Origin of the sequence: Roseateles oligotrophus (assembly GCF_014204525.1) — a bacterium.
In the GTDB taxonomy this organism is placed as follows: Bacteria; Pseudomonadota; Gammaproteobacteria; order Burkholderiales; family Burkholderiaceae_C; genus Paucibacter_A; species Paucibacter_A oligotrophus_A.
Genome location: NZ_JACHLP010000001.1, coordinates 621,075 through 639,419 on the forward strand (window position 1 = coordinate 621,075; position 18,345 = coordinate 639,419).

The following is an 18,345-nucleotide window of genomic DNA, read 5'->3' on the forward strand; positions in this document are numbered from 1 at the left end:
CTTCTGCCACCTCAGATCATCCCGCTCTTGACCATCACGGCGCGCAGGCTGGCGAACTCGTCGTCCACGAACTTCTCGAAGGCCGGACCGGTCAACACGGCGCTGGTCCAGTTGTTCTTGGTCAGGGCCTCGGTCCAGGTACGGCTCTTGGTGGCGGCCACGACCAGATCGGTCAAGGCCTTGCGCTGGGCCGGCGTGATGCCGGGCGCGCCGTAAACGCCGCGCCAGTTGCCGATCACCACATCAATGCCCAACTGCTTGAGCGTGGGCACATTGACGCCGGGCAAACGGGTCTCGGCCGTGATGGCCAGGGGCCGCATCTTGCCGCTTTCGATATAGGGTGCGAACTCGCTATAGCCGCTGCCGCCGATGGTGACATTGCCGCCCAGGATGGCGGCCGTGGCCTCACCGCCGCCGCGGAAGGCGACGTAATTGATCTTGCTGGGGTCCACGCCGACGGCGCGGGCCAGCATGGCCGCGGCAATATGCTCGGTGGAGCCGCGCGAACCGCCGCCCCATTTGACGCTGCCGGGGTCTTTCTTGAGCTGGGCCACCACCTCGTCCATGGTCTTGAAGGGCGAGTTGGCGGGCAGCACGAAGACGTTGTACTCGCTGGTCAGACGCGCGATGGGCGTGGCCTTGTCCAGCGACACCGGCGGGCGGCCGGTGATCAAACCGCCCAGCATCACCGCCCCCATCACCATCAAGGCGTTCGGGTCGCCCTTGCTGGCGTTGACGAACTGGGCCAGGCCGATGGCGCCGGCCGCACCGCCCTTGTTGTCGTAACTGACCGTGGCCGCCAGACCGGCATCCTGCAGGGCCTTGCCCAGGGCGCGGCCGGTGGTGTCCCAGCCGCCGCCCGGGTTGGCGGGCAACATCATCTTGAGATTGAGGCCGGAGGCACGGGCCGCCAGCGGCAGGCCGCCTGCGGCGCCCAGCGCCAGCAAGGATTTCAGAAAAGTATCACGACGCATCGTTCTGGCTCCTGTGAACTGCGAGAGAAAAATGAATGGGACCACGGAAGCGAGGCCCTGGGGCCTCGCCAAAATCAAAGATCAAAAGGAGTGGGTGATGCCAGCCTCGAAGCCCGTGGAACTCTGGCCCGCCTGCACCGCGGAGCCGCCACGGATCACGAAGCTGCCCTTGTCGCTGTTGTCGACACGCGAGATTGTGCTGTACAGAGAGGTGCGCTTGGACAGATTGTGGCGATAGCCGACGGCAAACAGATTACCGCTGTAGTCGCCCTTCTTCAGGTCACCACTGTTCTCGCTATGGACATAGCTGGCACGCAGCTGGCCCGCACCGATCTTGTAGATGGCGCCCAGCACATAGTTGGCCTGCTCGCGCGCGCCTTCCTTGCTGACGTGGTAGAGGCCCATCAGCTGCGCATCGCCGATCTTGTAGCTGGCGCCCAGGTTGTAGACCTTGAACTTCTTGCCGCCGGGGTTGTCGGTCTCCGACAGTGCCACCGCCACATCGAAGGGACCGGTCGCATAACCCAGGCGCAGGCCCAGATACTTGCCGTCCGAGCCCTCGCCGGCCGCCACCATGGCCTGGCCGTAGACACCGCCCAGCTTCTCGGGCAGGAAGTAGCCCACCGAATTGTCCGAGCGAACAATGGTCTTGGCCGAAGACGAGCTGCCGTCAAAGCCGTAGATCAGATTGTTGGCGCCACCCACGCCATTGGTGCCGAACACATTGAAGCGGCTGATGCTCCAGAAGGTGGGGGTGAAATCACGGCCCAGGCGGACCTCGCCGGCCGCATCGCTGATCAGGCTGACCGTCGCGCGGCGGCCCCAGAAGCGGTTCGAATCGGCCGTGCCGGTATCGGGGTTGAGCGCGCCTTCCAGATGGAAGCCGGCCTTCAGCCCGCCGCCCAGCTCTTCCACGCCGCGCAGGCCGAAACGGCTGCTTTGCTGGCCATCGGTACTCAGCAGGTGCAAGGTCTTGTCGCCGTTCTTCAGATACTGGACACCCGCGTCCACGATACCGAAAACCGTCACGCTGGACTGCGCCTGGGCCAGGCCACCCAGGCCCAGCAGCAGGGCCGCCAGCAGCGAGGAGGTGACGGGACGGGTCAACAAGGAAAGGTCTTTGCTCATCGAAGGTTTCTCCGCGAAATATTGTTTTGGACGTCGAAGCCCAGCCTCGACGGGTCCGAATGGTGCGCAGCGAGGCTGTCAAATCGCTGTCCGCCACCCTGGGGAAAACCTTGAGCCTCGACGGACAGGGCCGATGGCTGCTGACGCTGGTATCGTGCCGGCATGAATTTGCTGCTGATTGAAGACAATGCGGCGATGCAAGCCACCTTGCAGCGCTCCTTCGAGCGCCGCGGCATCCGTGTGAGCTGCTGCGGCGACGGCGCCCAGGCCCTGGCACGCTGGCGCGAGTGCAAGCCCGATGTGGTGCTGCTCGACCTCTCCCTGCCCGGCCGCGACGGCCTGGAACTGCTGTCCGACGCGCGGGCCGAGAAGCTGAGCACGCCCGTCATCATCCTGACCGCCCGCGGCACCGTGGGCGACCGCATCCTCGGCCTCAATATCGGCGCCGACGACTACCTGCCCAAGCCCTTCGACCTGGACGAGCTGGAGGCGCGGGTGCGCGCCCTGGCCCGCCGCCGCTCGGTGGGCCCGGCCGATGCCGAGGCGGGCGAGGCCGAGGGCGCCAGCTTCTGCGGCCTGCGCGCCGACACGCAAAGCGACGCCGTCTACCACATGGGACTGCCGCTGGAGCTGCCGCCGCGCGAAGCCGCCCTGCTGCGCGCCCTGCTGGCACGGCCCGGCCAGGCGCTGGGCAAGGAGCGGCTCAGCAGCCTGGTCTTCGGCGATGCCGACGAGGTGCAGCCCGATGCCATCGAGGTGGTCGCCTACCGCTTGCGCAAGAAGTTAGCCGCCACCAATGCCCGCATCGTCACCCTGCGCGGTCTGGGCTATCTGCTGAAGGCCGAGCGCTGAGCCCATGACTGCACTGAAGCTGCTGGGCCGGCGCATGAGCGGCCTGTCAATGCGCAGCCGCCTGCTGCTGGGCATCCTGCTGCCGGTGGGCCTGCTGGTGGTGATCAATGCCAACCGGCTCTACCACGACGCCCTGGACGCCATCGACACCGCCTACGACCGCACCCTGCTGGCCTCGGCCAAGGCCATCGGCGAGCTGCTGGAAGTCAGCGACACCGACGGCACACCCCGGCTCAAGGCCACCGTGCCCTACTCCGCCCTGGAGGCCTTCGAGGCCGACAACCGCAGCCGCATGTATTACAAGGTCACCGGCTTCCAGGGCGAGCTGGTGTCGGGCTTTGGCGGCCTGCCCGCTTGGGCAGGCAAGCTGCCCGACCGCGGCATCTACGCCGCCCTGGTGGACTTCTACGACGACCACTATCTGGGCAAGCCGGTGCGGGTGGCGGTGCTGCTGCAACCCGTCTCCGACGAGGCCGGCATGGGCCTGGCCACCATCCAGGTGGCCGAGACCCTGGAGCTGCGCCGCACCCTGGCCCGCCAGGTGCTGCTGGCCACGCTGTGGCGCCAGGCCGCCCTGCTGGCGGTGATTGCCGCCGTGGTCTGGCTGGTGGTGCAGCGCGCCACCCGGCCGGTGCGCGAGCTGAGCCAGGCCATCACCGCCCGCGAAGGCGATGACCTGCGCCCCATCCACGCGCCGCAGACGCCGGTGGAGCTGCTGCCCTTGGTCGCCGCCATCAACGAAGCCTGGGACCGCCAGGCCAGCCTGCTCAGCCACCAGAAACGCTTTGTGCGCGACGCCTCCCACCAGCTGCGCACCCCGCTGGCCGTGCTCAAGGTGCAGGTGCAGTCGGCCCAGCGCGGCGATCTGCCACTGGCCCAGGCCCTGGACGAGATCGGCCTGACGATAGACGGCGCCACCCAGCTGGCCAACCAGATGCTGGCCCTGGCCAAGGTGGAACAGCTGCGCCAGCAGGGCGACCCGCCGGCCCTGGACCTGGCCGAGACGGTGCGCGAGGTGGCGCTAGACCTGGCGCCGCTGATCGCCGAGGCCGGCCTGGACTTCGAGCTCGACACCCAGCCCTGCACCGTGCGGGGCCATGCCTGGGCGCTGCGCGAGCTGGTGCGCAATCTGCTGCACAACGCCCTCAAGCACAGCCCCAGGCAGGGCCGCCTGAGCGTGCGCCTGCGCCCGCTGGAGGGCATGGCGCAGCTGGACATCGCCGACAGCGGCCCGGGCCTACCCGCCAGCCTGCGGCCGCGCCTGATGCAGCCTTTTGCCAGCGGCGGCAGCGATGGCGCCGGCTTGGGCCTGGCCATCTGCCGCGAGATCGTGCAGTCCATGGGCGGCAGCATCAATCTGGAGAACCGCCTGGCCAAAGCCGCGGGCGCGGCCAAGCAGCAGGCCACGGCCCGAGTGCTGGGCCTGGACGCGGTGGTGCGCCTGCCCTTGGCGGACAATCCAAGCCCATGAGTTCGCCTAACACCAAGAACAAGCATGCAGGCAAGGACCCGGCCACAGCGGGTTTGCGTCTGGACAAATGGCTGTGGGCCGCGCGCTTTTTCAAGACCCGCGCGCTGGCGGCCGAGGAAATAGGCCATGGCCGGGTGCAGATCAACGGTCAGGTGGCCAAGGCCTCGCGCGAGATGAAGCTGGGCGACCTCGTGCGCCTGCGCCAAGGGGAACACAGCCGCGAAGTCTGGGTGCGCGGCCTCAGCCACGCCCGCGGGCCCGCCCCGCAGGCGCAGGCGCTGTACGAGGAGACGCCGGCAAGCCAGGCCGAGCGCGCCCGCGCGATCGAGCAGCGCCGTCTCGCCCCCGAGCCGGCCCAGTCCATCACCCAGGGCCGCCCCACCAAACAAGACCGGCGCCGCCTGGCCGATTGGGAGCGCTGGAGCGCCAGCGACGAGGCTTGATCCGAGGGCTGTGCAGGCTTGCAGGCCGCCCGGCCCGCCTGAGCGACAATCCCAGCTTCGGGTTTTCCGAGTGAAAGCTTCCAAAATACCCTCTTGAAATGCAGGGCATGGCTCCCATATGCCCGCCACTGCTTCTTTACTGCACCATGAACAACGCTCAAACAAACCCTCAAGATCCCGCCGGTGAAGCCTCGAATGCGGCCGCCGATCTGAGCCAAGAACAAGGCGCGAGCGCCGGCCCGGAAGCCAGGCTGGCCGAGGTCGAGGCGCGTCTGGCCGAGATGTCCGACGCCTATCTGCGCGCCAAGGCCGAGGTGGAGAACATCCGCCGCCGCTCGGAAGAAGAAATGTCCAAGGCGCGCAAATTCGCCGTCGAGTCCTTTGCCGAGGCCTTGCTGCCGGTGATGGACAGCATGGAAGCCGCGATTGCCATGCCCGAGGCCAAGGTCGAGACCGTGCTGGAAGGCGTGCACGCCACCAAGCGCCAGTTGGCATCCGCGCTGGAGCGCAACAAGGTGCTGGAGATCAACCCCGCCGCCGCCGCCAAATTCGACCCGCACCAGCACCAGGCCATCTCGGTCGTGCCGGCCGAGCAAGACCCGGGCACCGTGGTGGCCGTGCTGCAAAAAGGTTACTCGATCAACGAGCGCGTGCTGCGCCCGGCCCTGGTGACCGTGTCGGCCCCGCGCTGAGCCCTCCAGCCAAAAAATGCACAGGCCGCGCCCCTTGAAAGGGCCGGACTTATCCACAGCTTAGAAGCATCTGCTTCAAACCTTATGACAGCGCCGCCGACCTCCCCCGCCGGCCGCGCCCATCACAGCCTTATCAGGAGAACGAAACATGGGAAAGATCATCGGCATTGACTTGGGCACCACGAACTCGTGCGTGGCCGTCATGGAAGGCAACACGACGCGCGTGATCGAGAACGCCGAAGGCGCCCGCACCACGCCGTCCATCATTGCTTATCAGGAAGATGGCGAGATCCTGGTCGGCGCCTCGGCCAAGCGCCAGGCCGTCACCAACCCCAAGAACACCTTGTACGCGGTCAAGCGCCTGATCGGCCGCAAGTTCAGCGAAAAGGAAGTGCAGAAGGACATCGACCTGATGCCCTACACCATCACCGCCGCCGACAACGGCGACGCCTGGGTGGAAGTGCGCGGCAAGAAGCTGGCGCCGCCGCAAGTCTCGGCCGAGATCCTGCGCAAGATGAAGAAGACCGCCGAGGACTACCTCGGCGAGGAAGTGAGCGAGGCCGTCATCACCGTGCCCGCCTACTTCAACGACGCCCAGCGCCAGGCCACCAAGGACGCCGGCCGCATCGCCGGCCTGGACGTCAAGCGCATCATCAACGAGCCCACCGCCGCGGCCCTGGCCTTCGGCCTGGACAAGCATGGCAAGGGCGACCGCAAGATCGCCGTCTACGACCTGGGCGGCGGCACCTTTGACGTCTCCATCATCGAGATCGCCGACGTCGATGGCGAAATGCAGTTCGAAGTGCTGTCCACCAACGGCGACACCTTCCTGGGCGGTGAAGACTTCGACCAGCGCATCATCGACTACATCGTCAGCGAGTTCAAAAAGGAACAGGGCGTTGACCTGACCAAGGACGTGCTGGCCCTGCAGCGCCTGAAGGAAGCCGCAGAGAAGGCCAAGATCGAGCTGTCGAACTCTTCGCAGACCGATGTCAACCTGCCCTATATCACCGCCGACGCTTCCGGCCCCAAGCACCTGAACATCAAGCTGACCCGCGCCAAGCTGGAGTCGCTGGTGGACGAGTTGATCGAGCGCACCATCGCCCCCTGCCGCACCGCCATCAAGGATGCCGGCGTGTCGGTCTCGGCCATCGATGACGTGATCCTGGTCGGCGGCATGAGCCGCATGCCCAAGGTGCAGGAGAAGGTCAAGGAGTTCTTCGGCAAGGATCCGCGCCGCGACGTCAACCCCGACGAGGCCGTGGCCGTGGGCGCGGCCATTCAAGGCCAGGTGCTGGGCGGCGACCGCAAGGACGTGCTGCTGCTGGACGTGACGCCTTTGTCCCTGGGCATCGAGACCCTGGGCGGCGTGATGACCAAGATGATCAAGAAGAACACCACCATCCCGACCAAGTTCAGCCAGGTGTTCTCCACCGCCGACGACAACCAGCCGGCCGTGACCATCAAGGTCTACCAGGGCGAGCGCGAATTGGCCACCGGCAACAAGAGCCTGGGCGAGTTCAATCTGGAAGGCATCCCGCCGGCACCGCGCGGCACGCCCCAGATCGAGGTGAGCTTCGACATCGACGCCAACGGCATCCTGCATGTGGGCGCCAAGGACAAGGGCACGGGCAAGGAAAACAAGATCACCATCAAGGCCAATTCCGGCCTGTCCGAGGCCGAGATCGAGAAGATGGTCAAGGACGCCGAGGCCAATGCCGCCGAGGACAAGCTCAAGGTCGAGCTGGTGCAGGCCAAGAACCAGGCCGACGGCATGGTGCACTCGGTGAAGAAGTCTGTTCAAGAGCATGGCGACAAGCTCGAAGCCGGCGAGAAGGACAAGATCGAAGCCGCCATCAAGACCCTGGAAGAAGCCATCAAGGGCGATGACAAGGCCGATATCGAAGCCAAGACCGAAGCCCTGATGACGGCCAGCCAGAAGCTGGGCGAGAAGATCTACGCCGAAGGCCAGGGTGCCGAGGCCGCCGCTGCGGCTGCCGCTGGCGCCGCCGGTGCTGGCGAGCATGCCCAGGGTGCTCAGCAAGCTTCCGCCAAGCCGGCCGACGACAACGTCGTCGACGCCGAGTTCAAGGAAGTCAAAGACTCGAAGTAAGACCCCTCTCAAGGCACCGGGGCCGCAAAGCCTCGGCCCTTGAATCCCGCCGCCGCGCCGCAGCTCCCAAAGGGTTTGACACCCCAACGGCTAGGCGCGGCGCTGTTGTTTGATACGCACGGACCCCGCCCATGGCAAAGCGTGACTATTACGAAGCCCTCGGTGTCGCCAAGACGGCGACCGAGGACGACATCAAGAAGGCCTATCGCAAGATGGCCATGAAGTACCACCCCGACCGCAATCAGGGCGAGGGTGCGAAAAAGGCCGAAGAGCAGTTCAAGGAAGTCAAAGAGGCTTACGAGATGCTCTCCGACGCGCAAAAGCGCGCGGCCTACGATCAGTATGGCCATGCCGGCGTGGATCCGAATATGGGCGGCCGCGGCGGTCCGGGCGCGGAAGGCTTTGGCGGCTTCGCCGAGGCCTTTGGCGACATCTTCGGCGACATCTTCAACGGTGGCGCGGGCGGTGGCCGGCGCGGCGGCGGCCAGCAGGTCTACCGCGGCAACGACCTCAGCTACGCCATGGAGATCACGCTGGAAGAAGCGGCGCGCGGCAAGGAATCGCAGATCCGCATCCCCAGCTGGGAAGGCTGCGAGACCTGCGGCGGCTCGGGCGCCAAGCCCGGCACCAGCGCCAAGAGCTGCGGCAGCTGCAATGGCTCGGGCACCGTACACATGCGCCAGGGATTCTTCTCGGTGCAACAGACCTGCCCGCATTGCCACGGCACGGGCAAGATCATTCCCGACCCCTGCACGGCCTGCAACGGCCAGGGCAAGGTGAAGAAGAGCAAGACGCTGGAGGTGAAGATCCCCGCCGGCATCAACGAGGGCATGCGCATACGCTCGGCCGGCAATGGCGAGCCCGGTGTCAACGGCGGCCCGGCGGGCGATCTCTATATCGAGATCCGCATCAAGCAGCACGATATCTTCGAGCGTGACGGCGACGACCTGCACTGCACCATGCCGGTGGGCCTGACCACCGCCACCCTGGGCGGCAGCATCGAGGTGCCCACGCTGGGCGGCAAGGCCGAGATCGAACTGCCCGAAGGCACCCAGCACGGCAAGACCTTCCGCCTGCGCGGCAAGGGCATCAAGGGTGTGCGCTCAAGCTACCCCGGCGACCTCTACTGCCACATCAGCGTGGAGACCCCGGTCAAGCTGACCGAGCACCAGCGCAAGCTGATGAAGGAGCTGGACAAGAGCTTCCGCGACGGCGGCGAACGCCACTCACCCAATGCCAAGAGCTGGACCGACCGGGTCAAGGACATCTTCAAATAAGCCCTGAGGCCCGCAAAAGCAAACGCCCGCACTCGCAAGAGTCCGGGCGTTTTTGTTGGGGCTGCGCCCAGAACTACCGCTGTTTTTGTGCGTATTTCGCACCTTAGGCTTCGCTGCAGCCGCTCAAGCGCTCAAGACATGCTGCCGATAAGGACTTTGTGAACCCCTCCTTGCCTTGCTCCTGCCCTGCCCGCGCATCCACCCCGACTCCGCCCAGGGCCGCGGCTTGCCGCCGCCTGAACCCAGGAGCTAGCAGATGGCCATGATGGACAGCAGCATCCAGGACGCCAGCGCCCTCATCATCGACAGCAACTCCACCTCGCGCAGCCTGATGTCCGCGCAGCTGCGGGATCTGGGCGTGGGCACGGTGCGCCAGGCCACCCGCATCCAGGACGCCCGCATGATTCTGGAGCACAAGGCCTATGACATCGTGCTGTGCGACTATCACTTCGACGGCACCGAGATGTCGGGCCAGGACCTGCTGGACGAGTTGCGCCGCGAGCAACTGCTGCCCTACTCCACCGTCTTCGTGATGGTCACCGGCGAGGCCACCTATGCCAAGGTGGCCGAGGCCGCCGAGGCCGCGCTGGACGCCTACCTGATCAAGCCCTATACCAGCGCCTCCCTGTCCGAGCGTCTGACCCAAGCCAGGCACCGCAAACGCGTGCTCAAGGACATCTTCGAGGCGATTGAAAAACAGGACTACGAAACCGCCGCCAGCCACTGCCTGAAACGCTTCGCCGCCAAGGCGGAGTTCTGGCTTTACGCCGCCCGCATCGGGGCCGAACTGCTGCTGCGTCTAACTCGTTATGCCGACGCCCGCAAGCTCTACGATGCCATCGTCGAGGCCCGCACCGTGCCCTGGGCCCGCCTGGGGGTGGCGCGCACCGAGTTGGTCTCGGGCAATGTGATCGCCGCCCGCCGCACGCTGGAGACCTTGATCGGCGAGATCCCCGATTACGCCGACTCCTACGATGTGATGGGCCGGGTGCAGATGGAACAGGGCGAGATCAGCGCCGCGCTCAAAACCTACCGCATGGCCGCCTCGCTGACACCCGGTTGCCTGCTGCGCCAGCAAAGCTGCGGCAGCCTGGCCTTCTACGCCGGCGAACGCGCCGAGGCCCTGAAGATGCTGGAGCGCACCATCGCCCAGGGCCTGCGCTCCAAGCTGTTCGACATGCTCAGCCTGATGCTGGTGGGCCTGATGCGCTTTGACGCCCGCGACAGCAAAGGCCTCAAATACGCCCAGGACGCCCTGCTGCAGGAGCTGGATCGCAAGCCCAAGGAGCAGCGCTTGCAGCGCTTTGCCCTGGTCTTCCAGGCCTTGCGGGCCCTGCAGGAACGCAAGATAGGCGCGGCGCTGGAACTGGCCCGCCAGCTCTCGGCCGAAATCGATCAGGAAGACTTCAATCTGGAGGCCGCCACCCTGCTGGTCGGCCTGTGGATACGCCTGGCCGCGCAAGACGTGCAGCTCGACGAAATGCCGCCGCTGATGCAGCAGATGGGCCTGCGCTTTTGCACCTCCAAGGCCAGCAGCGAGCTGCTGGTGGCGATGAGCGAGAGCAATACGGCCGTGGCCCAGGAGTTCCAGGCCTGCCACACCCGCATCTTCGAGATCGCGGAAACCGCCATGCGCCACAGCATGCGGGGCTCGGCCCGGGTGGGCGTGGCCCTGCTGATCCAGCAAGGCGAGGCCACCCGCAATGCCAAGCTGATCGATATGGCCAGCCTGGTGCTCAAGCGCCATGCCGAGAAAATCGAGGACGCCCCGGCCCTGGCCGATCAGATCGTCGAGCTGCAAAAACACTTTGTGCTGCCGCTGGGCATCAGCAGCAGCCGCAGCCGCGCGGCGGGCGGGCTGGCCTTGCGCGGCTGAGGCCTGGGCCACCCTGTCGGAATCCTTCAAGACAAGCCGCGCTGGTTCGCCCACCATGCGGCCATGGAAAGCCCCAACAACACCTACTCACTGGAACGCGACGGCTTTGTGCTGAGCAAGCTGGAGGATCTGCTGCATGCCGCTCAAAGCAACAGCCTCTGGTACATGACCTTCGGCCTGGCCTGCTGCGCGGTGGAGATGATCCACGCGGCAGCGGCCCGCTACGATATGGAGCGCTTCAGCATGATCCCGCGCCCCAGCCCGCGGCAGTCGGACCTGATCATCATCTCCGGCACCCTCACCAACAAGATGGCCCGGGCCTTGCGCAAGGTCTACGACCAGATGGCCGAGCCACGCTACGTCATCTCCATGGGTTCCTGCGCCAATGGCGGCGGCTACTACCACTACAGCTATTCGGTGGTGCGCGGCTGCGACCGCATCGTGCCGGTGGACGTCTACGTGCCCGGCTGCCCGCCGACGGCGGAGGCCTTGCTCTACGGTATCTTGCAGCTACAGCGCAAGATTCGCGAGTCTGGCGAACGACCCATACTGCTACGCTAACCAGGCCCAAGACCCCAGCCTGTGGCCCTTGCACCTGCGAGATCAAGAGCGGCTAAAACAACTCGCCCTGCTTCTGGCTGCCGACCGCAGCCTGGGGCGGCCGAAACTGGCCAAGATCCAAGGCGATACGTTCACGGTTCAGGCCCAGGCGTGCGCAGGCCTTGCGCAGGCGCTGGCGTACCAGCTCCGCCCACAGCCCCTCGCCCCTCATGCGGATGCCGAAGCGCGCGTCGTTATCGCGCCCGCCGCGCATATCGTGCAAGCGCGCCATGACGCGTGCGGCCCGCTCGGGCACATGCTGCTGCAGCCAGTCCTGGAACAAGGGGTTCACCTCCCAAGGCAGGCGCAGGGCGATGCTAAAGGCGCTGCGCGCGCCCAATGCCGCGGCGGCTTCCAGCACCCGCTCCAACTCGGGCTCGTTGAGAAAAGGGATCAGGGGCGAGACGCTGACCCCCACCGGCACACCGGCCTCGGCCAGGGCCTTCAAGACCTTCAAGCGGCTTTGCGGCGAGGCCGCCCGCGGCTCCAGGATGCGGGCCAGGCCCGCGTCCAACGTGGTGATGGAGACATAGACCGAGGCCAGGCCGTCCCGGCCCATGGGGCCAAGCAGGTCGAGATCGCGCAGGATGCCGGCCGATTTGGTGACGATGGAGAGCGGGTGGCGGCATTCATGCAGCAAGTCGATCAGGCCGCGGGTGATGCGCAGCTTGCGCTCGATCGGCTGATAGGCATCGGTGGCGGCCCCCAGGCAGATCGGCTGCGGGCGGTAGCCGGGCTTGCTCAGCTCGGCGCGCAGGCGCTCGGCGGCATTCGTCTTGGCGACGATGCGGGTCTCGAAGTCCAGCCCCGGCGAGAGTCCTAGATAGCTATGAGTGGGGCGCGCAAAGCAGTAAACACAACCATGCTCGCAGCCCCGATAGGGATTGATGGAACGGTCGAAGGGGATGTCGGGCGACTGGTTGCGGCTCAGGATGCGGCCGGCCTGTTCCTCGATGATCTGGGTGCGAGGCGGCAGGAGCTGCTCGTCCGCCGCCTGTTCCAGCGTGCCCCAGCCGTCGTCAAAAGCCTCGCGCTGATCGCGCTCGAAGCGGTGGGCAATCGCCCAGGCCGTGCCCCGGCCTTTCAAGGCCTGGGCGGGGATGAGGAGATCGGGCTTGGGGCTTGCGGGCGGCATACTGTTTATTTATACAGTGCGCCACCTTGTTTTTCAATCAGTACTCGTCGCCAACCGGGCTGACGTAGTCGGGCGCCAGGTTCTCGAACTTGGTGTGCATGCGCTGGAAGAAGAGCTTGACCGTGCCCACAGGGCCGTTACGTTGCTTGGCGATGATGATCTCGGCCACGCCCGGTTCCTTGCATTCCTGCTTGGTGTAGTACTCGTCGCGGTAGATGAACATGATGATGTCGGCGTCCTGCTCGATGGCGCCGGACTCGCGCAGATCGGACATCATGGGGCGCTTGTCGGGTCGCGTTTCGACCGAGCGGTTCAGCTGCGAGAGCGCGATCACCGGGCATTGCAGCTCCTTGGCCAGGGCCTTCAGGCCGCGCGAGATCTCGCCGATGACGGTGGCGCGGTTTTCCTCGTTGCCGCCGTTGCCGCTCATCAGCTGCAGGTAGTCGATCACGATCAGGCCTAACTGGCCGCAAATGCGGGCCTGGCGGCGCGCGCGCGCGCGCACCTCGCTGGGCGAAAGGCCGGGGCTCTCGTCGATGAAGATGCTGGCCTTGCCCAGCTTGTCCACCGCCTCGGACAAACGGCCCCATTCGTCATCGGCCAGGCGGCCGGTGCGCAGATGGCCTTGGTCGATGCGGCCGATGGAACCCACCATACGCAGGGCCAGCTGGGCCGCGCCCATTTCCATCGAGTAGATGACGACGGGCAGGCCCTCGTTGATGGCCACATTCTCGGCGATATTCACGGCGAAAGCCGTCTTGCCCATGGAGGGGCGGGCCGCCAGCACGATCAGATCGCCCGGCTGCAGGCCTGCGGTCTGGCGGTCCAGGTCGTAGAAGCCGGTGCGCACGCCGGTGACGTCCTCGGCGCCGTTCTCGGCCAGCTCGTTGACGCGGTCGATCAGCGCGACGACCAGGTTGTCCATGCTCTGGAAACCCTGGCGGCTGCGCGAGCCCTCCTCGCCGATGCGGAAGATCTTGCCCTCGGCCTCATCCAGGATCTGGGTCACGGCCCGGCCCTGCGGCGTCAGGGCCGCGGTGGCGATCTCGTCGCTGGCGGTGACCAGCTTGCGCAGGATGGCGCGCTCGCGCACGATCTCGGCATAACGGCGCAGATTGGCGGCGCTGGGCACGCTCTGCGCCAAGGCATTCAGATAGGCCAGGCCGCCGCAGTCCTCGGCCTTGCCGATGGAGGTCAGCTCCTCGAACACCGTCACCACATCGGCCGGCTTGCCGGCATTGATGAGCTTGCCGGTGGCGCTGAAGATCTGCTTGTGCTCGAAGCGGTAGAAATCGCTCTCGGTCAGCAAGTCGCCCGCGCGGTCCCAGGCCGAGTTGTCGATCAGCAGACCGCCCAGCACGCTTTGCTCGGCCTCAATGGAATGCGGCGGCACGCGCAGGCGCGCGACATCGTCATCGCGGCGCTCGCCGCCGTTGGCGGAGCCGGGAGGGGTCGGCAGGGAAGGAGATGAAAAAGTTGCGCTCATCAATGAACTCGGAAACAGCGATTAGTTGCTGGGGCAGCCTGCGACAAAGGCTCCGGACCTCTCAGGGACAAGGCGGGGCGAGCGGATGCGATGAAAAGCAAAAAGCCGACGGCTTCATCAGCGTCGGCTTTTCCATGCTACCCCGAAAGAGGGCGGCTGACGGGCGATTTTCTCGCCCGATTTGTGCACGATTTACTCGGCTTCGCGAACCACTTGGACGCTGATATCCACGACCACATCGGTGTGGGGAGCGACGTTCACGGAGAACTCGCCCACGGCCTTCAGCGGGCCCAGGGGCAGGCGCACTTGCGACTTGGCGATGGCGAAACCCAGCTTGACCAGCGCGTCAGCGATGTCGGCATTGGTGACCGAGCCGAACAGACGGCCGTCCACGCCAGCCTTCTGGCTGATTTGCACGGTCTTGCCGTTCAGGCTTTCGCCCAGGGCTTGAGCCGCGGCCAGCTTCTCAGCAGCAGCCTTTTCCAGCTCGGCGCGCTTGGCTTCGAATTCCTTGATGGCCGACTCGGTGGCACGACGTGCTTGACGAGTGGGGATCAGGAAGTTGCGTGCATAACCGTTCTTGACCGTGACGACGTCGCCCAGGTTGCCGAGGTTTGCCACTTTTTCAAGCAGAATAATTTGCATGGTTGGCTACTCCTCAAACCTTGTGCTGGTCGCTGTAGGGCAGCATGGCGAGGAAACGCGCACGCTTGATGGCCACAGTCAGCTGACGCTGGAAGAAAGCGCGCGTGCCGGTCAGGCGGGCGGGCGTGATCTTGCCGTTTTCGCCGATGAAATCGCGCAGGGTGTCGATGTCCTTGTAGTCGATCTGCTCGACACCGGTGACGGTGAAGCGGCAGAAACGCTTACGACGGAACAACAGGGATTGGGTATTGCGCTTGGGCTTCTTGTCCTTGGAGAAGCGACCCTTGCCACGTGGTGGTGCCATTTTGTGACCTCTTTAATTTAATCCGGATACGAACATTGCCTTGTTCAAGCGAGGCCGCTGCTGCATTGCTCCAGGCCGGTGATGTGAAAGATCACACCGCGACCATTGCGCTGGGTGGTCAGAAAGCCCGTAAACAAGGCCTCGCCGCCAACCCCCAGACTTTGCAGCCGTTTTCCCATCTCACCGATTACCACCGCCTTCAGCTCCATGGCTACCTTGCGGGGTTTGCCGGCTTCCTGCACCTGGGACTCATGCTTCAAGCTGCAGTCCAGGGCCATCACGCCTGCCGGTGTGTAGCGCACAAGCCCCAGCTCGGCGAGCTGTGCCTGCAACACCAGATGATTCAACGACGCGCCATCACTTCAAACCAGGCCTGGCCTGATTAGGCCGCAGCGACTTGAGGCGCCTTGCGGGCGTCTTCGCGTTCCACGGTCTTCATCATCACCGAGGGGGTGGTCTCGGCCTTGGCCTTGACAACGGTCAGGTGACGCAACACGGCATCGTTGAAACGGAAGCCGGTTTCGAGTTCTTGCAGCGTCTCGACGCTGCACTCGATGTTGACGCACAGATAGTGAGCCTTGGCCAGCTTCTGGATCAGGTAAGCCATTTGACGGCGGCCCCAGTCTTCGACGCGATGCACGGCACCACCACCGGTGGTGATCAGGCTCTTGTAACGCTCCAGCATGGCCGGAACTTGTTCGCTTTGATCCGGATGGATCAGCAGAACGATTTCATAGTGACGCATAAATACTCCTTGTGGATTCCAGGCCGCGCTCAGTGTTGATCGCGGTCCTGAGGAAGCCGTGTCGCAGCGTCGATTCAAACGAGCACGGCAAGGGGGAACCCGCGATTCTAGCCGAGATTTTCAACTTGCGCCAGGCTGGCCAAGAATCAGGCCTCGGGCGGGCTGCGCAGCTGCGTCATCAACTGGCGCTGGGCGGCCGTCGGCGGCGCCGTCAGCAGGCTCACCAGCCCGACGGCGGCAAAGCCGGCGGGCACGCCGAACAAGCCGGCCGAGATCGGCTGTATGCCCCACCACAGCTCGGCCGGCCCCTGCAGGCCCAGGGCGGTGCGCAGCCAGGGCGTGGCCACGGCCATGTAATAACCCGTCACGGCCACGCCCACCACCATGCCGGCCACCGCGCCGCGGCCGTTGGCGCGGCGCCAGAAGATGCCCAGCACCAGGGCCGGGAAAAAGGCCGCAGCCGCCACCGAGAAGGCCGCCGCCACCAGGGCCAGGATGTCGGCCGGCCGCTGCGCCGCCACGGCTGCCGCGGCCAGCGCCGTCACCAGCAGCAAGGCCTTGGACAAGGTGACGCGCCGCGTCATCGCCGCCGCCGGGTTGATGCTGCGGTAATAGACATCGTTGGACATGGCGGCCGAGATGGTCAGCAGCAGGCCGTCGGCCGTGGACAGGGCTGCGGCCAGGCCGCCTGCCGCCACCATGCCCGAGACGACAAAGGGCAGGCCCGCCAGCTCGGGCGTCATCAGCATGATGATGTCGCTGCTGATGCGCATCTCGCCCAGTTGCAGAATGCCGTCGCCGTTGACGTCGGACACCGACAGCAGGCTGGCATCCACCCGGCTCCACTGCCCTATCCAGGCCGGCAGCTCGGCAAAAGAGCTGCCCACCAGCTGGGTGAAGACCTCGTACTTGACCATCACCGCCAGGGCCGGCGCGGTGAAGTAGAGCAAGGCGATGAAGAACAGCGACCAGGCCACCGATTTGCGCGCCTCGGCCACCGTGGGCGTGGTGTAGTAGCGGGTCAGCAGATGCGGCAGGCCGGCCGTGCCCACCATCAGGCAGAACATCAGGGCCAGGAAGTTGCGCCGCGATTCCTCGAACTGCTGGCGTTGCGCCGGCGTGCCCTCGGGGTCGCCCGAGAAGATCTGCGCCTGCGGCGGCATGCCGGCCAGGGGCTGGGCGCGCGCCTCGTTCAAGGCCTTGCCACGCGCCCATTGCTCCTGCGCATCGGCCGGCGTGCGGGGCAAGGCGGCCTGGCGTTTTTCGGCCGCCTGCACCTCGGCCAGCGGTGCGTCCTGGGCCTTCAGCGCCGCCACCTGGCGGGAGGCCTGCAGGCGGTCCTGGGCCAGGGCGCTCGGCACATCCTGCAGCTTTTTGTCAAAGGCCTCGGCCTTCTGGGCAAACAGGGAGCGCACCTGCAATTCGGCCGGGTCCTTGGCCAGCTCCTGCTCGCGCACGCTCAGCTTTTGCAGCTGGTAGCCGTAGACCAGCTGCGGCAAGGGCACGCCGGTCTGCTTGGCGCACAGCCAGATCACCGGCACCAGATAGGCGATCACCAACACGATGTACTGGGCCACCTGGGTCCAGGTGACGGCCCGCATGCCGCCCAGAAACGAGCAGACCAGTACACCGCCCAGGCCCACGAAAACGCCGATCTCGAAGGTCAGGCCGGTCAGCCGCGAGGTGATCAGGCCCACCGCATAAATCTGCGCCACCACATAGATGAAGGAAACCAGGATGGCCGCCGCCGCCCCGATCAGGCGCGGCACATGGCCGCCGTAGCGGGCGCCCAGAAAGTCCGGGATGGTGTACTGCCCGAAGCGCCGCAGATAGGGCGCCAGCAACAAGGCCACCAGACAGAAGCCCCCCGTCCAGCCCAGCACAAAGGCCAGGCCGGCATAACCCGAGAGATACAGGGTGCCGGCCAGGCCGATGAAGGAGGCCGCACTCATCCAGTCTGCCCCGGCCGCCATGCCGTTGTAGATGGCGGGCACGCGGCGGCCGGCCACATAGTATTCGTCGGCATCGGTGCTGCGGCTCAGCAGGCCTATGCAGGCGTACACGCCCACGGTCGCAGCCAGAAAACAAAAGCCTATCCAGGTCTTGGACATGCCCAGCTGTTCGAACAGGGCCAAGGCCAGCACGAACAGGATGAAGCCCAGGGTGTAGCCGAGGTAGATGCGGCGCAGTCGCAGGGCCAAGCCATCATCGCGACGGGTCTTGCTGCCGGCGGGAGCCGAATCGGCGAGTAGAGAGGGCTGAGAATTCACAGGCAGAGGCCCAGCGCAAGGCCCGGGCAGGAGCGAATCAGGTGGGGAGCGGGCTGCCATCATGCGAGCCACGAGCCGGCCCTGTCGATAGCGGAGAACCCGCCCTTGCGCGCAAGCCGCCCGGCCAGGCCTAGGAGGCTGTCGGACTTGGGAATCGCCGGCGGAAAATCGACCGCAGCGGTCCATTTTTCACCGGCTTTTTGCCCCATAGCCGAGCTATGGGGCTGCAAATCCGGCAAAAACTGGCCTCGCTGGGGCCGATTCCCGCTGTCGGCGACCCAAGCCCGACAGCCTCCTCGAAGCACCATGAAAAACGGCCCCCGAAGAGGCCGCC

At 65.8% G+C, this 18,345-nt stretch carries 17 protein-coding genes; 8 read left to right on the forward strand and 9 right to left on the reverse strand.

Features of this window, described 5'->3' with window-relative positions; translation table 11 throughout:
• Positions 1-11: 11 nt before the first annotated feature.
• Positions 12-974: a tripartite tricarboxylate transporter substrate binding protein gene (locus HNP55_RS02825; protein ID WP_184295942.1), complete on the reverse strand. Its 963-nt coding sequence runs from the start codon at positions 972-974 to the stop codon at positions 12-14.
• 81 nt (positions 975-1,055) lie between these two features.
• The gene (locus HNP55_RS02830; protein WP_184295944.1) at positions 1,056-2,102 is read right to left on the reverse strand and encodes a porin; all 1,047 of its coding nucleotides are present in this window, start codon (positions 2,100-2,102) and stop codon (positions 1,056-1,058) included.
• Positions 2,103-2,264: 162 nt separating this feature from the next.
• Here HNP55_RS02830 and HNP55_RS02835 point away from each other — a divergent pair, with 162 nt between their 5' ends.
• From HNP55_RS02835 to HNP55_RS02870, 8 genes are all read left to right on the forward strand, one after another.
• Entirely contained in the window at positions 2,265-2,954 is a 690-nt protein-coding gene (locus HNP55_RS02835; RefSeq protein WP_184295946.1) for a response regulator transcription factor, read from the forward strand.
• Positions 2,955-2,958: 4 nt separating this feature from the next.
• Positions 2,959-4,425: a sensor histidine kinase gene (locus HNP55_RS02840; RefSeq protein WP_246448118.1), complete on the forward strand. Its 1,467-nt coding sequence runs from the start codon at positions 2,959-2,961 to the stop codon at positions 4,423-4,425.
• Complete coding sequence (locus HNP55_RS02845; protein WP_184295948.1) at positions 4,422-4,868, forward strand: RNA-binding S4 domain-containing protein; 447 nt, start codon at positions 4,422-4,424, stop codon at positions 4,866-4,868. Before HNP55_RS02840 ends, HNP55_RS02845 begins: the two co-directional genes overlap by 4 nt.
• Positions 4,869-5,014: 146 nt before the next feature.
• Positions 5,015-5,560 (forward strand): nucleotide exchange factor GrpE, encoded by a 546-nt coding sequence (grpE, locus tag HNP55_RS02850; protein WP_184295950.1) that lies wholly within the window; start codon positions 5,015-5,017, stop codon positions 5,558-5,560.
• A 148-nt stretch (positions 5,561-5,708) separates the two neighbouring features.
• Complete coding sequence (dnaK, locus tag HNP55_RS02855) at positions 5,709-7,673, forward strand: molecular chaperone DnaK (protein WP_184295952.1); 1,965 nt, start codon at positions 5,709-5,711, stop codon at positions 7,671-7,673.
• Positions 7,674-7,804: 131 nt separating this feature from the next.
• A complete protein-coding gene (gene dnaJ, locus HNP55_RS02860; RefSeq protein ID WP_184295955.1) occupies positions 7,805-8,950 on the forward strand; it encodes a molecular chaperone DnaJ in 1,146 nt (381 codons plus the stop codon).
• 256 nt (positions 8,951-9,206) lie between these two features.
• The gene (locus HNP55_RS02865; RefSeq protein WP_184295957.1) at positions 9,207-10,826 is read left to right on the forward strand and encodes a response regulator; all 1,620 of its coding nucleotides are present in this window, start codon (positions 9,207-9,209) and stop codon (positions 10,824-10,826) included.
• Positions 10,827-10,889: 63 nt separating this feature from the next.
• Positions 10,890-11,387, forward strand: coding sequence for a NuoB/complex I 20 kDa subunit family protein (locus HNP55_RS02870; RefSeq protein WP_184295959.1), 498 nt, complete (start codon positions 10,890-10,892; stop codon positions 11,385-11,387).
• A 52-nt stretch (positions 11,388-11,439) separates the two neighbouring features.
• Here HNP55_RS02870 and HNP55_RS02875 read toward each other — a convergent pair whose 3' ends face one another.
• From HNP55_RS02875 to HNP55_RS02905, 7 genes are all read right to left on the reverse strand, one after another.
• Positions 11,440-12,561, reverse strand: a complete 1,122-nt coding sequence (locus HNP55_RS02875) for a PA0069 family radical SAM protein (RefSeq protein ID WP_184295961.1) — start codon at positions 12,559-12,561, stop codon at positions 11,440-11,442.
• Positions 12,562-12,598: 37 nt separating this feature from the next.
• A complete protein-coding gene (gene dnaB / locus HNP55_RS02880) occupies positions 12,599-14,047 on the reverse strand; it encodes a replicative DNA helicase (protein WP_184295963.1) in 1,449 nt (482 codons plus the stop codon).
• Between the two features lie 192 nt (positions 14,048-14,239).
• Complete coding sequence (gene rplI / locus HNP55_RS02885; RefSeq protein WP_184295965.1) at positions 14,240-14,692, reverse strand: 50S ribosomal protein L9; 453 nt, start codon at positions 14,690-14,692, stop codon at positions 14,240-14,242.
• Positions 14,693-14,705: 13 nt separating this feature from the next.
• A complete protein-coding gene (rpsR, locus tag HNP55_RS02890; RefSeq protein WP_102767400.1) occupies positions 14,706-14,996 on the reverse strand; it encodes a 30S ribosomal protein S18 in 291 nt (96 codons plus the stop codon).
• Between the two features lie 44 nt (positions 14,997-15,040).
• Positions 15,041-15,343 carry a primosomal replication protein N gene (gene priB, locus HNP55_RS02895; RefSeq protein ID WP_184295968.1) on the reverse strand — a complete coding sequence of 101 codons (303 nt, stop codon included), beginning with the start codon at positions 15,341-15,343 and terminating at the stop codon, positions 15,041-15,043.
• Positions 15,344-15,378: 35 nt separating this feature from the next.
• Positions 15,379-15,741: a 30S ribosomal protein S6 gene (rpsF, locus tag HNP55_RS02900; protein ID WP_184295970.1), complete on the reverse strand. Its 363-nt coding sequence runs from the start codon at positions 15,739-15,741 to the stop codon at positions 15,379-15,381.
• Positions 15,742-15,887: 146 nt separating this feature from the next.
• The gene (locus HNP55_RS02905; protein ID WP_184295971.1) at positions 15,888-18,071 is read right to left on the reverse strand and encodes a VC_2705 family sodium/solute symporter; all 2,184 of its coding nucleotides are present in this window, start codon (positions 18,069-18,071) and stop codon (positions 15,888-15,890) included.
• Between the last annotated feature and the right edge of the window lie 274 nt (positions 18,072-18,345).

What these genes read in the sequence shown, in the direction of transcription:
- HNP55_RS02825 (WP_184295942.1), bottom strand. Translation starts at nt 974, where the DNA reads ATGCGTCGTGATACTTTTCTGAAATCCTTGCTGGCGCTGGGCGCCGCA.
- HNP55_RS02830 (WP_184295944.1), bottom strand. Translation starts at nt 2,102, where the DNA reads ATGAGCAAAGACCTTTCCTTGTTGACCCGTCCCGTCACCTCCTCGCTG.
- HNP55_RS02835 (WP_184295946.1), top strand. Translation starts at nt 2,265, where the DNA reads ATGAATTTGCTGCTGATTGAAGACAATGCGGCGATGCAAGCCACCTTG.
- HNP55_RS02840 (WP_246448118.1), top strand. Translation starts at nt 2,959, where the DNA reads ATGACTGCACTGAAGCTGCTGGGCCGGCGCATGAGCGGCCTGTCAATG.
- HNP55_RS02845 (WP_184295948.1), top strand. Translation starts at nt 4,422, where the DNA reads ATGAGTTCGCCTAACACCAAGAACAAGCATGCAGGCAAGGACCCGGCC.
- grpE (WP_184295950.1), top strand. Translation starts at nt 5,015, where the DNA reads ATGAACAACGCTCAAACAAACCCTCAAGATCCCGCCGGTGAAGCCTCG.
- dnaK (WP_184295952.1), top strand. Translation starts at nt 5,709, where the DNA reads ATGGGAAAGATCATCGGCATTGACTTGGGCACCACGAACTCGTGCGTG.
- dnaJ (WP_184295955.1), top strand. Translation starts at nt 7,805, where the DNA reads ATGGCAAAGCGTGACTATTACGAAGCCCTCGGTGTCGCCAAGACGGCG.
- HNP55_RS02865 (WP_184295957.1), top strand. Translation starts at nt 9,207, where the DNA reads ATGGCCATGATGGACAGCAGCATCCAGGACGCCAGCGCCCTCATCATC.
- HNP55_RS02870 (WP_184295959.1), top strand. Translation starts at nt 10,890, where the DNA reads ATGGAAAGCCCCAACAACACCTACTCACTGGAACGCGACGGCTTTGTG.
- HNP55_RS02875 (WP_184295961.1), bottom strand. Translation starts at nt 12,561, where the DNA reads ATGCCGCCCGCAAGCCCCAAGCCCGATCTCCTCATCCCCGCCCAGGCC.
- dnaB (WP_184295963.1), bottom strand. Translation starts at nt 14,047, where the DNA reads ATGAGCGCAACTTTTTCATCTCCTTCCCTGCCGACCCCTCCCGGCTCC.
- rplI (WP_184295965.1), bottom strand. Translation starts at nt 14,692, where the DNA reads ATGCAAATTATTCTGCTTGAAAAAGTGGCAAACCTCGGCAACCTGGGC.
- rpsR (WP_102767400.1), bottom strand. Translation starts at nt 14,996, where the DNA reads ATGGCACCACCACGTGGCAAGGGTCGCTTCTCCAAGGACAAGAAGCCC.
- rpsF (WP_184295970.1), bottom strand. Translation starts at nt 15,741, where the DNA reads ATGCGTCACTATGAAATCGTTCTGCTGATCCATCCGGATCAAAGCGAA.
- HNP55_RS02905 (WP_184295971.1), bottom strand. Translation starts at nt 18,071, where the DNA reads ATGGCAGCCCGCTCCCCACCTGATTCGCTCCTGCCCGGGCCTTGCGCT.